The sequence below is a fragment of the Ponticoccus sp. (in: a-proteobacteria) genome (assembly GCF_048381735.1).
In genome coordinates this window covers 52,118-64,818 of record NZ_JBLXGL010000014.1, presented here as the reverse complement: position 1 = coordinate 64,818, position 12,701 = coordinate 52,118, and the positions used below count along the sequence as shown (strand labels likewise).

At 69.2% G+C, this 12,701-nt stretch carries 10 protein-coding genes; 1 reads left to right on the top strand and 9 read right to left on the bottom strand.

Features of this window, described 5'->3' with window-relative positions; all coding sequences use genetic code 11:
• Nucleotides 1–4: 4 nt before the first annotated feature.
• The 7 genes from iolD to iolG form a co-directional block, all read right to left on the bottom strand.
• Nucleotides 5–1,882, bottom strand: a complete 1,878-nt coding sequence (iolD, locus tag ACN5KJ_RS19065; RefSeq protein ID WP_418595609.1) for a 3D-(3,5/4)-trihydroxycyclohexane-1,2-dione acylhydrolase (decyclizing) — start codon at nt 1,880–1,882, stop codon at nt 5–7.
• 12 nt (nt 1,883–1,894) lie between these two features.
• On the bottom strand, nt 1,895–3,805 hold the full coding sequence (locus tag ACN5KJ_RS19060) for a bifunctional 5-dehydro-2-deoxygluconokinase/5-dehydro-2-deoxyphosphogluconate aldolase (protein ID WP_418595607.1): 1,911 nt from the start codon (nt 3,803–3,805) through the stop codon (nt 1,895–1,897).
• On the bottom strand, nt 3,802–4,920 hold the full coding sequence (locus tag ACN5KJ_RS19055) for a Gfo/Idh/MocA family protein (RefSeq protein WP_418595605.1): 1,119 nt from the start codon (nt 4,918–4,920) through the stop codon (nt 3,802–3,804). Before ACN5KJ_RS19055 ends, ACN5KJ_RS19060 begins: the two co-directional genes overlap by 4 nt.
• Before the next feature lie 54 nt (nt 4,921–4,974).
• A complete protein-coding gene (locus ACN5KJ_RS19050; RefSeq protein ID WP_347168273.1) occupies nt 4,975–5,796 on the bottom strand; it encodes an ATP-binding cassette domain-containing protein in 822 nt (273 codons plus the stop codon).
• Between the two features lies 1 nt (nt 5,797).
• Entirely contained in the window at nt 5,798–6,904 is a 1,107-nt protein-coding gene (locus ACN5KJ_RS19045; protein ID WP_418595602.1) for an ABC transporter permease, read from the bottom strand.
• Between the two features lie 62 nt (nt 6,905–6,966).
• The gene (locus ACN5KJ_RS19040; protein WP_418595600.1) at nt 6,967–7,890 is read right to left on the bottom strand and encodes a sugar ABC transporter substrate-binding protein; all 924 of its coding nucleotides are present in this window, start codon (nt 7,888–7,890) and stop codon (nt 6,967–6,969) included.
• 126 nt (nt 7,891–8,016) lie between these two features.
• Nucleotides 8,017–9,009: an inositol 2-dehydrogenase gene (gene iolG / locus ACN5KJ_RS19035; protein ID WP_418595598.1), complete on the bottom strand. Its 993-nt coding sequence runs from the start codon at nt 9,007–9,009 to the stop codon at nt 8,017–8,019.
• Nucleotides 9,010–9,219: 210 nt separating this feature from the next.
• On the opposite strand from iolG, the gene ACN5KJ_RS19030 reads away from it, so the two are divergent.
• The gene (locus ACN5KJ_RS19030; protein ID WP_418595596.1) at nt 9,220–10,215 is read left to right on the top strand and encodes a LacI family DNA-binding transcriptional regulator; all 996 of its coding nucleotides are present in this window, start codon (nt 9,220–9,222) and stop codon (nt 10,213–10,215) included.
• Between the two features lie 78 nt (nt 10,216–10,293).
• Here the strand turns inward: ACN5KJ_RS19030 and nadC are convergent, their stop codons facing one another.
• Nucleotides 10,294–11,142 (bottom strand): carboxylating nicotinate-nucleotide diphosphorylase, encoded by an 849-nt coding sequence (gene nadC, locus ACN5KJ_RS19025; protein WP_347168269.1) that lies wholly within the window; start codon nt 11,140–11,142, stop codon nt 10,294–10,296.
• Nucleotides 11,139–12,701: an L-aspartate oxidase gene (locus ACN5KJ_RS19020; RefSeq protein ID WP_418595594.1), complete on the bottom strand. Its 1,563-nt coding sequence runs from the start codon at nt 12,699–12,701 to the stop codon at nt 11,139–11,141. The genes nadC and ACN5KJ_RS19020 overlap by 4 nt, the downstream gene beginning before the upstream one ends.

The following is a 12,701-nucleotide window of genomic DNA, read 5'->3' as shown; positions in this document are numbered from 1 at the left end:
GGCTTCAGTTCACCAGCCGCTGGCGCTGCTTGTTGTCGAGATAGGTGGCATAGGCCTTGGACAGCGTGTCGGTGGAGCCGACCTCGGGCACGGCCACGTCCCACCAGTGACCGGCCTCGCCGAAACCGGGCCCCTCGTGCGGCGTCGTCTCGATGACGATCACCGTGGGAATGTCGCGCCCGCGCGCCTCTGCGATGCGGGTTTCCAGATCCGCGATGTTGCCCGCCTTGACCGCATGGGCGCCCATTGACGCGGCATGGGCCACGTAGTCGATCTGCGGCTGCTGCTCGACGTTGCTGTCGGCGTAGAGGTTGTTGAAGGGCGCGCCGCCGCAGCCCTGTTGCAGGCGGTTGATGCAGCCGTAGCCCCGGTTGTCGGTCAGCACGACGGTGAAGGGCACCCGGCGCATCACGGCGGTCGCCAGTTCCGAGTTCGCCATCATGTAGCTGCCGTCGCCGACGAAACAGATCACCTCGCGCGCGGGCAGGGCCAGTTTGACGCCCATGGCGCCCGCGATCTCGTAGCCCATGCAGCTGAAACCGTATTCCATGTGATAGCCGCCCTGAGACGGCTGCCACAGCAGTTTCAGCGCGCCGGGCATGGTGCCGGCGGCGCACATGGCCACGGCATCCTCGCCGGTGGCGCGCTGCACGGCGCCGATCACCTCGGCATCGGTTGGCAGGTCGCCCGCCGCGCGCTGGCGGTCACGGCAATGATGCGTCACGGCATCCAGCCAGGCGGTGCGGGCCTTGGGGTCGAAGGCCCCCGCGCGGTGGGTGCCCAGGGCGTCCGACAGCGCTTTGAGCGTCGCCCGGGCGTCGCCCATGACCGGAAGCGCGCCATGTTTGACCGCGTCATAGCCCGCCACGTTGATGGAAACGAGCCGCCGCCCGGGGTTCGAGAACAGCGTCCGGCTGCCGGTGGTGAAGTCCTGAAAGCGCGTGCCGACACCGATCACCAGATCCGCCTCTGCGGCCAGCGCATTGGCGGCGGCGGAGCCATCGACGCCGCTGGCGCCGAAGTTCATCGGGTGGCTTTGCGCCAGCGCGGACTTGCCCGCCTGCGTTTCCACCACTGGGATGCCGTGGGTCTCGGCAAAGCGCGCAAGGGTGTCCTCGGCCTGCGCGTAGATCACCCCGCCCCCGGCGACGATCACCGGCGCCTTGGCCGCCTTGATCAGCGCCACGAGGTCCGAGACCTCGCGCGGGTCGGGCTGCGGGCGGCGGATGCGCCAGACGCGACGCTCGAAGAACTCGGCGGGGTAGTCGTAAGCCTCTGTCTGGGTGTCCTGACAGAAGGCCAGCGTGACCGGCCCGCAGGTGGCCGGGTCCGTCATCGTGGCCAGCGCGCGGGGCAGCGCGGTCAGCAGGTGTTCGGGGCGGCTGATGCGGTCGAAGTAGCGCGACACGGGCCGCAGGCAGTCGTTGGCCGAGACGGTGCCGTCCTCGAAATCCTCGACCTGTTGCAGCACCGGATCGGGGCGGCGGTTGGCGAAGACGTCGCCGGGGATCAGCAGCACCGGCAGGCGGTTCACATGGGCCAGCGCGGCGGCGGTCACGAGGTTCGTGGCCCCCGGCCCGATGGATGAGGTCACCGCCATGGCCCGCCTGCGCTTCCTGGCCTTGGCATAGGCGATGGCGGTATGGGCCATGGTCTGTTCGTTCTGGCCACGCCACGTGGGGAAGTCCTGACGGGCCTTTTCCAGCGCCTCGCCCAGCCCCGCCACGTTGCCATGGCCGAAGATGCCCCAGATGCCGTCGATGAAGCGCTCGGCCCTGGCCTGCCCGCCCGCCTCGCTGCCGGGGGCCTCGTCCTCGATCATCTGCGCGGCCAGCCATTTCACCATGGCCTGCGCCCCGGTCAGCCGGATTGTGTTGCTCATCTCTTGTCCTCCTCAGACCGCGTGCTGCCGGGCCTCGGCGCGGGCCCTGTCCCAGATCTCGCACAGGCGGGAATAGCGGGCCGCCATCTGCGCCACCGCCTCGGCATTGGTCATCTCGCCCTTCAGCCAGGCCCGCGCGGCATCGCCGAAGATCGTCCGGCCCACGGCGAAACCCTTGACCAGCGGTTGCCGCGCCGCCAGCGCGAAGCTTTCCGCAAGCGCGGCCTCGGGCGCGTCGAGGCCCAGCACCACGATGCCCCGGGTGCGGGGGTCGTTGCGCTCGATGGCCTGAACCGCCTTGGCCCATGCGGCCTCGGTCCTGAAGGGTTCCAGCTTCCACCAGTCGGGGTAGACGCCCGCGTCGTAGAACTGCTGGATCAGCGTGGCGGTGGTGTCGTCATCCACCGGGCCGACCTTCGAGGGGATCACTTCCAGCAGGAATTCCAGACCGTTGCGGCGGGCGGCGGTGAAGAGGCGATGCACCCGCTCTTCCTGCAGGGCCCGCGTCGCGGCGTCGTCGTCCGGGTGGCAGAAGACCAGCAGCTTGACCACGTTCTCGCGCGCCCATTCGCGCAGGCGCCCGAAATCGGCACCGAGGTCGGGTTCGAATTCGACGGGGCGCGAGCCGGGCAGTTCCACCGGGCGCCCGATCCACAGGCCCGAGCCGCTGGCCGCATGCAGGGCCGAGCGCCCGATGCGATTGTCGCAAAGGATGCCGTACCCCGGCTGGCCGTTCTGGACCTTCAGCGCGGCCCCCAGACAGAGCTCCTTGAAGGCGGCGCCCTTGGCGGGGCTGTAGCCCTCCATCTCTTCCAGTTGCAGGCGGTGGTCGAAGGCGAAGGTCTTCACGCTGGACCAGTCGCCATGCCGGTTGGTGGCCCAATGAACCTGCTCCAGCTCGGGATCGTTGCGCAGGTCGGGGCGCTGCACGCCGCGCGCCAGAAAGAACTCCAGCTCTTCCAGCGTGGGATAGGCGGGCGTGCAACCATGGCGGCTGACGGCAAAGGCCCCGCAGGCATTGGCGTATTTCAGCGCGGTCGGCCAGTCGGCATCCCCCATCCAGCCCTTCAGCAGGCCGGAAAAGAACCCGTCGCCCGCGCCCAGCACGTTGAAGACCTCGATGGGAAAGCCCTGCCCCGCCTGCCCCTCGTCAAGGCTGTCCGGCACCGCGCCCTCGAAGGCCACCGCCCCCAGCGCGCCGCGCTTGCAGACCAGCGTCGCGGCAGAATTCTCGCGCACCCGGCGCAGGGCCGCGATTGTGTCTGTCGACCCGCCCGCGATGTGGAACTCCTCTTCGGTGCCCACGATCAGATCGAACAGATGCAGCGTCGACAGCAGCTTTGCCGTCACCGTCTCGCTTTCGACGAAACGGCTTTCGCCGTCGCCATGCCCGGCCACGCCCCAAAGGTTCGGGCGATAGTCGATGTCGAGCGCCGTGCGCAGCCCGTGCTTGCGCGCCAGCTTCAGCGCCTTGAGCACCGCCGCCTCGGTGCGCGGGTGCGACAGATGCGTGCCCGTCACCACCACGGCGCGGGCGCGCTGGATGAAGCCCTCGTCGATGTCATCCTCGCAGAGCGCCATGTCGGCACAGTTCTCCCGGTAGAAGATCAGCGGAAACTGTTCCTGATCGCGGATGCCGAGGATCACCAGCGCGGTCAGCCGCTCGGGGTCGGTCACGACGCCATCGGTGCAGACGCCCTCGCGCGCAAGCTGTTCGAGGATGAAGCGGCCCATGTGTTCGTCGCCCACGCGGGAAATCAGCGCCGTCTTCAGGCCCAGCCGCGCGCTGCCGCAGGCGATGTTGGTGGGCGAGCCGCCGATGTACTTGTCGAAGGATCCCATATCCTCCAGCCGTCCGCCGATCTGCGCGCCGTAAAGGTCCACACCCGCGCGGCCGATGGTGATGACGTCGAGATCCTTCATGTCGCTTCTCCCAGGGTGACGGGGCGCCCCTCCGAGGCCGCCATGGCGTGAATGATGCGCTCTATCGCAAGGCCCTCGGCGAAATCGGGGCCGGTGTTGGGCGCACCATCGATGGCCGCCAGCAGGTCGCGCGCCTCGATGACCTTCATTTCGTTGAAGCCGAAGTTGTGCCCGGCGCCGGGGCAGAAGGCGGCGAAATCCGGCTGCTCGGGTCCGGTCAGGTGGCGGGTGAACCCGGCCTCGCCGGTGCGGTGAAGCCAGAGCTCGTTCATGTTCTCCTGATCGAAGACCAGCGTGCCGTCAGAGCCGTGCACCTCCCATTGCAGACGACACTTGCGCCCGCGCGCCACCCGCGACGTGGCGAAGGATCCCTGCGCGCCCGAGGCGAAGCGGATCAGCGCCAGCGCGCTGTCCTCGTTCTCGACCGGCTTGGGGCCGTCGGGCGAGGGCCGCCGGGGGATGGCGATCTGCGTCATGGCGGTCAGTTCGGCCACCGGCCCCATCAGCGCGATCATCTGGCTAACGAGGTGGCAGCCAAGGTCGCCAAGCGCACCCAGCCCGCCGCCCTCACGGGTCAGCCGCCACGACCACGGCAGGGCCGGGTCGGCGGAATAATCCTCGTCATAGACACCGCGAAAGGCGCGCGGCTCTCCAATCTCGCCCGCCGCGATCAGCGCGCGGGCCGCCTGAAAGGCGGGGCTGCGGCGGTAGTTGTAACCCAGCATGGTCACCTGCCCGGGCCGGGCGGCGGAGAGTGCGGCCATGGCCTTGGCATCCTCCAGCGTCAGCGCCATGGGCTTTTCCAGCCAGACGTGCTTGCCCGCCGCCAGCGCCGCTTCGGCCATCGGGCGGTGCAGCCCGTTCGGCGTGGTGATCGAGACGATGTCCACCGCCGGATCAGCCACCGCCGCCTGCCAGTCGGTCGTTGCCCGCCGGAAGCCGAAGGCCGCCGCATGGGTCCGGGCCGAGGCGTCGGTCACGTCGCACAGCACCTCCAGCCGGGGGCGCGGCATGCCGAAGACGGTGGCCACGTTGTTCCACGCCATCGCGTGGCATTTGCCCATGAAGCCCGTGCCGATCAGGGCGACGCCGGGCGCTTTGTCGGTCTCAGACATGGCCAACTTTCCAGATAAGAAGTCGTGGCGGGCGGCGCCGGGGCCGCCCCGCCCTCAGATCGTGCCGCCCAGCGAGCCTTCCAGCTGCGCCATTTCCTGCCCGCCGGCCATGAGGTCCTGAAGCTCGGCGGCCTCGATCTCTCCGCGCACGGCGGTGCCGAGGGTCTGGCCCCGGTTCAGCACGGTAAAGCGGTCGCCCACCGCCAGCGCATGGCGCACGTTGTGGCTGATGAAGACCACGCCGACGCCCTGCCTGCGCACCCGGTCGATGGTCGACAGCACGTTCGAGGTCTGCCGCACGCCAAGCGCCGAGGTCGGCTCGTCGAGGATCAGCACCTTGGCGCCGAAATAGACCGCGCGGGCGATGGCGACGGTCTGGCGTTCGCCGCCCGACAGCGTGCCCACTGCCTGATCCGGCGCGCGCAGGTTGATGCCCATCTTGCGCATCTCTTCCATGGTGATCTCGTTGGCCTTGTCGATGTCGAAGCGTTTCGCCAGCCCCCTACCCTTCACCGGCTCGCGTCCCATGAAGAAGTTGCGCGTGACACTCATCAGCGGGATCATCGCGAGGTCCTGGAACACCGTGGCGATCCCGGCCTCCATCGCCTCGCGCGGGCTGTCGAAGGACAGCGGCTTGCCCTCGAAGAAGATCTGGCCCGCGGTCGGCTTGTGCACGCCCGACATGGTCTTGATGAAGGTCGACTTGCCCGCGCCGTTGTCGCCCAGAAGGCAGTGGCATTCGCCCGGGGTCACGTCGAAGGTCACGCCATTCAGCGCGATGACGTTGCCGAAGTGCTTCTTGATGCCCTCCATGTGGATGATGGGCTTGGCACCCGTGGCGGTCTCGCCGTGGTGGAATGTGCTGTCTGCGGTCATCTCAGCGCTCCCCCGTCACACGCTTGCGGATCACGTTGTTGAAGACCACCGCCAGCAGCAGCATGCCGCCGAGGAAGATCTGGAACCAGTCCTGGTCGAAGTCGGTGTAGGTCAGGCCGATGGTGACCATGCCGAAGATGATCGCCCCGAAGAAGGCCCCGATGGCGGACCCGTAGCCGCCGGTCAGAAGGCAGCCGCCGATCACCGCCGTGATGATCGCCTCGAATTCCTTCATGAAGCCGCGCCGGGCATCGGTCGATCCGGCGTCGATCACGGTGATGATGGCGACAAGGGCGGCGGCGCAGGCGGTCAGCATGAAGAGGCTGATCTTGACCCGGCGCACCGGCACGCCCGAGTTGGTGGCAGCGTTGCTGTCGCCGCCGGTGGCGAAGATCCAGTTGCCCGCCGGGGTGCGCAGCAAGACGTAGGTCGCCACCAGCGCCAGCGCGATGAACCACAGGATCTCGACCGGGATGCCGGGCACCTTGGGGGTGCCGTTCTTGAAGGTTTCGATCAGCCCGGCCTTAGCAAGCCATGCGAACAGCCCGCCAAAGGCCTCGCCCGAGAAGATCGGCGCCAGCCAGTCGTCCTCGACCGCGTCGCGCACGCCGCGCAACTGGGTCGAGCCGCCGGTGAAGATCTTCAGCCCGACCAGCGCCGCGCCGCGCAGGATGAACAGCCCCGCAAGCGTCACGATGAAGGACGGCAGCCCGGTCTTCAGCACGATGGAGCCGTTGACCGCCCCGATCCCGGCGGCAAAGACCATGGTCAGCGGGATCGCCACGATCAGCGGCAGCCCCATATTGACGGTGAAGACGCCGAAGACCATGCCCGCGAAGGCCACCATGGACCCGATGGACAGGTCGAATTCGCCGCCGATCATCAGCATCGCCGCCGCGATGCCCAGAATGCCAAGCTGCGCGGCAGGGGTCATGAAGTTCATGATGCCCGACAGCGTGAACATGGCGCTGTCGGCGGTGATCAGGAAGAACAGCGTCACGAGGATCACGCCCCCGATCGCGCCCAGTTCCGGCCGTTTCATGAGTTTCGTCGTGACGGATTCCGCGCGGATGCGCTCATCCACATGGGCCTCGGTATCGGCTGCCATGGTCCCCTCCCGTTGCAATGCATGGGCCGCGCGCGCCCTGCGCGCGGCCCGCTGTCAGTGGATCAGCGGATGCCCTGCGCCGACAGGTCGATGACCTGCGCCGCCGAGTCCTGCGTCACGAGGTTCGGGCCCGAGGGCACGTTGCCGCCCGGCATCAGGCCGTATTCCGCGTTCAGTGCAAGGAAGGCGACCGGCAGGTAGCCCTGCAGGAACTGCTGCTGGTCGATGGCAAAGGCCGCGTCGCCGTCGGCCACCGCCTGAAGGAAACCGGCGGACAGGTCGAAGGAGGCAACCAGAACGTCCTCACGCCCCAGCGCCTTGACGGCGGCGACGGCGGGTTCACCCACCAGCGAGGCGCCAAGGCCCAGCACCGTATCGACGTCCGGGTCGGATTCCAGCGCCGCGCGGACCTTGGATTCCACCTCGGTCGGGTCGTTCTGTGTCGGGATGACCGTGACCTCCTGCCCGAAGCCCTCGGTGAAGCCCTCGCAGCGCAGGTCGAGCGCGACGTTGCCCACTTCCTGGTTGACGCAGATGCCCTTGGTGCCGCCCATCTCGGCCAACTTCTTGCCCGCCGCAACGCCCGCGTCGTACTCGGATTGGCCGACGTGCAGCAGCACGCCCAGATCGGGGGCCACGTCAGAGCCGGAGTTCATCGAGATCACCGGGATGCCTGCGGCCACCGCGCGTTCGATCGACGGCCCAAGCGCATCGCCATCGGGGATCGAGACCACCAGGCCATCCGGCTCCTGGTTCACGGCGGCGTCGATCAGCTGGCTCATCTGGACCATGTCGAAGGTCTCGGGCGAGCGGAACTCGACATTGGCGCCGGTGTCTTCGCCGGCCTTCTGCACGCCGTTCTTGACGACCGACCAGAAGGGGTCGTTGGCCTGACCGTGGGCGACGACGATGATGTCGGCGGCCAGAGCCGGGGCGGCCACGGCCATCGCGGCCACGGTTGCGACCGAAGCGAGAAGCTTGTTCATTCGGATATCCTCCCTTGGATAATACGCGGCGGTCTTTCTGCCGCCGCATGGACCCGGCGCGCCTGCGCCGGATGCGGTGAACCCGCCGCGCGCCCCTCCCCGGGCACCGCGGCGGGACGTCGGTTGTCAGCCCCGAAGCGGCACGGCCTGCCCGGTCTTCGCGGATTCCGTGGCGGCCTCGGCCATCGCCAGCGCGGCGATGCCGTCCTCCAGCGTCACCGGCAGGGCGGCGCCATCCAGAAGGGCGGCGACGAAGGCCTCCCATTCGGCGGCATAGGCGGGCATGTAGCGTTCGAGGAAGAAATACGTGGGCTTGGCAGAGGACACGCCTGCCGCGGTCGACCTCACCACGGTGTTCTCCAGCATGTTGCCCGCCTGAAGCAGGCCTTCGGACCCAAGAAGCTCGACCCGCTGGTCGTAGCCATAGACCGCGCGGCGGCTGTTCTTGATCACCGCGATCCGGCCATCGGCATAGGCCAGCGTGACAACGGCGGTGTCGACGTCGCCCGCCGCGCCGATCTGGGGATCGACGATGGCGCTGCCCACCGCGCGCACCGTGACCGGACGCTCGCCCATGATGAAATTCGCCATGTCGAAGTCGTGGATCATCATGTCGCGGAACAGCCCGCCCGAGACCTTGATGTAGCTGACCGGCGGCGGCGCCGGGTCGAAGGAGGTGACCGACAGCAGTTCGGATTTGCCGATCTCACCGGCGAGGCTGGCAGCCTTGAGCGCGGCAAAATTGGGGTCGAAGCGGCGGTTGAAGCCGATCATGACCGGCTGGCCGGTCCTGGCCACAGCCGCCAGGCATTGCTGCGCGCGCGCCAACGACAGGTCGACCGGCTTTTCGCAAAGCACCGCCTTGCCCGCCGCCGTCGCCGCCTCGATCAGGGTGGAATGCGTGTCGGTCGAGGTCGCGATCAGCACCGCGTCGATGGCGGGATCGGCAAGGATCTCGTCCGAGCTGCGGGCCCTGGCGCCGTGCTGCGCGGCCAGGTTCGTCGCCGCCTCTTGCTGGACATCCGAGACCGCCACAAGGGTCGATCGGGCGTTGTTCGCGATGTTGACGGCGTGCACCTGACCGATACGGCCAGCGCCGAGCAAACCAACCTTGAGCATGAAGTCCTCCCAGACGGTGCGGGCGTTTCGGCGCCGCGTTGCCGTAGGGATATCCGATTTGCACCCGCGTGCAAACACATTTTGCACGCGGGTGCAGAATGCGTGCAAACGCTGGATTTTACGGATAGAACGGTGAATACCCCCAACAGGGACCGGCGCCACGCCGCCGCGAATCAGGAGACCCGGACACCCGTGACCGAAGGCCGAACCATGCAGAACGTAACGGCCGACGACGTGGCGGCAGCGGCAGGCGTGTCCCGCTGGACGGTGAACCGGGCCTTCAAGAAGGACGCCTCGATCTCTCCGCGCACGCGGACAAAGGTGCTGGAGGCCGCCGAGCGGCTGAACTACGTGCCGGATCTGCATGCGGCGGCGCTTGCCTCGACCCGGTCGAACCTCGTGGCGCTGCTGATCGACGACTTTGCCAACCCGCACAAGCTGGTGATGCTGGAGCGCCTGACCCGCGCCCTGCGCAGCCGGGGCTGGGACACGCTGCTGGTCAACACACTGGACCCCGACGATGCCGCCCCGGCCCTGATGAACGCCAGCCAGCGCCGCGTCGACGCGACGATCCTGATCGGCCTGCAATTCGACGACGAGGTGCTGGAGGCCGCCCACAAGGCCCGCCGTTTCAAGAAGCTGATCATCTTCGCCCGCAGTTCCGAGAACCCCGAGACGATCTCGATCTGTGTCGACGACGTGGCCGCGACCCGCGAGATTGCCCGCTACGTGCTGAACCGGGGGTACAGGCAGCCGCTTTACCTTGCCGGGCCGCGAACGACCTCGGCCCACCTGCTGCGCAAGGAGACCTTCGCCGGGATCTGGATGGAGGAGCGTGGCTTTCAGCCCGAAAGCCATGCGGTCGACGCCTACGACCCGCAGCTCAGCGCCGAGGTTGTCTACGCGGCCCTCGCGCAGCGCGCGGCAGCGGACCGGCCCGATATCCTTGTCTGCGAAAACGACGCGCTGGCGCTTGGGGCCATCGACACGATCCGCCATCGGCTGGGGCTGGATGTGCCGGGCGACATCGCGGTGATCGGTTTCGACGACGTGCCGCAGGCGTCCAGCCACAACTACCGGCTGACCACCTACCGCCAGCCCCTGACGGAGATGGCCGAATACCTGGTCGACGTTCTGGAAAGCGCCGAGACGACGAATCTCGACCGGGCCTTTCTCGGGCGGCTGGTGGTGCGCGAAAGCGCCTAGGCGCCCGTTGGCGGTGGCAGGCCGGAGGGACGGGTCGACGTCACCCCGTCGGGGTGACGCCCGCGCCGCCGGGCAGCTTCAGAAATCGAGGCCGAGGTCCAGCGTCTGCGCCGAATGCGTCAGCGCCCCGGACGAGATGTAGTCGACGCCGGTCGCCGCGACCTCGGCGATCCGGTCCAGCCGCATGTTGCCCGAGGCCTCCAGCACCACGCGCCCCTTGGCCATGGCCACCGCCTCGCGCAGGGTGGCTGTGTCCATGTTGTCCAGCAGCACCACCTCGGCGCCGCCCTCGTCCAGCACCTCGGCCAGCTGGTCCAGCCGGTCGACTTCGATCTCGCAGCGGATCATGTGCGAGGCCTGCGCCTTGACCGCCTGCAGCACCGGGCGGATGCCGCCCGCGGCCGCGATGTGGTTGTCCTTGATCAGGATCGCGTCCGACAGCGAGAACCGGTGGTTGAACCCGCCGCCATGCAGCACCGCCTGCTTCTCGACCAGCCGCAGGCCGGGCGTGGTCTTGCGGGTGCAGGTCACGCGGGTCGCGGTCCCCTGCGTCCGGGCCACGAAGGCGGCGGTCATCGTCGCGATGCCCGACAGCCGCCCGGCAAAGTTCAGCGCGACCCGTTCGGCCGAGAGGATCGAGGCCGCCCGGCCCTCGATCTCCATCAGCAGGTCACCGGGTGCGATGCTGTCGCCGTCAGCCTTGTGCGCCGTGATCACAAGCGCCGGATCGACCAGCCGGAAGGCCAGCGCCGCGACCTGCAACCCCGAGACGACCCCCGCCTCGCGCGCGTTCAGCCGCGCGGTATAGCGCGTCGCAGCCGGGATCACCGTGCGGGTGGTGATATCGCCGTAGGTGCCCAGATCCTCCAGCAAGGCGGCGCGGACAAGCGGTTCAAGGATCATGTCGGGCAAGGGGGTGGCGGTCATGCGGAGTCCTTTCGGGCCAGAGCGCGGATCTCCAGCGCCTGCGCGAGGGTGAAGAAAGAGCGTTCGCCGGCGGCACGGGCCTCGGGGTGGTCGGCGCGGAAATGTGCGCCCCGGCTCTCTTCCCGGGCCAGCGCGGCGGCGGCGATCAGCGTGGCGGTTGCGGTCATGTTCAGCAGCGCGGCGCAGTCGGGCTGCGCCTCCTCGACCGATGCGATGGTGTCCAGCGTGTGCCGCAGACCCGCGGCGTCGCGGATGACACCGGCGCCCTCGGTCATCGCCTGCCGCAGCCGGGCGACCAGCGCCGGATCGGGGTCCGGCACCGGGGCGAGATCCGGCAGACCGACCGGCTGGGCATCGCCCGCGACCAGCCCCTGTGCAATCGCATCCGCGGCGCGGCGCCCGTAGACCAGCGCCTCGAGCAGCCCGTTCGAGGCCAGCCGGTTCGCGCCGTGCAACCCGGTCGAGGCCACCTCGCCACAGGCCCAGAGGCCCGGCAGCGTGCTGGCGCCCGCCTCGTCCGTCGCGATGCCGCCCATGTGGTAATGCGCGGCGGCGGCGACGGGGATCGGCTGCGTCACCGGATCGATCCCAAGGGCCCGGCAGGCTGCCGCGACGGCGGGAAACTCGGTCAGGAGGCGTGGCCCAAGGACGCTTCGCGTGTCCAACGCCGGGGCCATCCCGGCCTGCGTCTGGGCAAAGACCGCGCGGGCCACGATGTCGCGCGGCGCCAGTTCGGCATCGGGATGCGCCGCCGGCATGAAGCGCGCGCCCTCGCGGTCGATCAGCGCGGCCCCCTCGCCGCGCAGCGCCTCGGTCGCCAGCGGCGCCGGGTCCAGACCGCCCGCGATGGCGGTGGGATGGAACTGCACGAACTCGGCATCGGCGATCACCGCCCCGGCCCGCGCCGCCATGCCCAGCACCTGCCCGCGGATGCGCGGCGGGTTGGTCGTCAGCGCATAAAGCCCGCCCGAGCCGCCGCCCGCCAGCAGCACCGCCGCCCCGCGCAGCTTGACCGACTGCGTCAGCCCCTGCGCACAGCGCGCGGCCTCGATCCCGCGCACGCGGCCGTCCTCGATGACCAGCCCGGTGGCCATGACGCCTTCGAGCACCTGCACATGCGGCGCGGCGCGGACCTGCGCGGTCAGCGCCTGCATGATCTCGGCCCCGGCCTGATCGCCCCGCACCCGCACGACGCGGGCAAAGCTGTGCGCTGCCTCGCGCGACAGGACATAGCCGCCCTCTGCGGTCCGGTCGAAGGGCGTGCCCAGCCCGGTCAGGTCGAGGATATGCGCCCGCGCCTCGGCGGTGACCGTCCGCGCCACCTGTGCATCCACCGTCCCGGCGCCGGCGCGCACCGTATCGCGTGCATGGGCCTCGGCGCTGTCCGCCGGGTCCATCGCCGCCGCCACGCCGCCCTGCGCCCAGGCCGACGAGGCCCCGGAGCCCAGCGGTTCGGGAGAGATCATCAGCACCGGATGCGGGGCCAGCCGCAGCGCCGCGTAGTGCGCCGCGAGGCCCGCGCCCACGATTAGGACGCGCGGGGTGTCGATCGGGGTCAT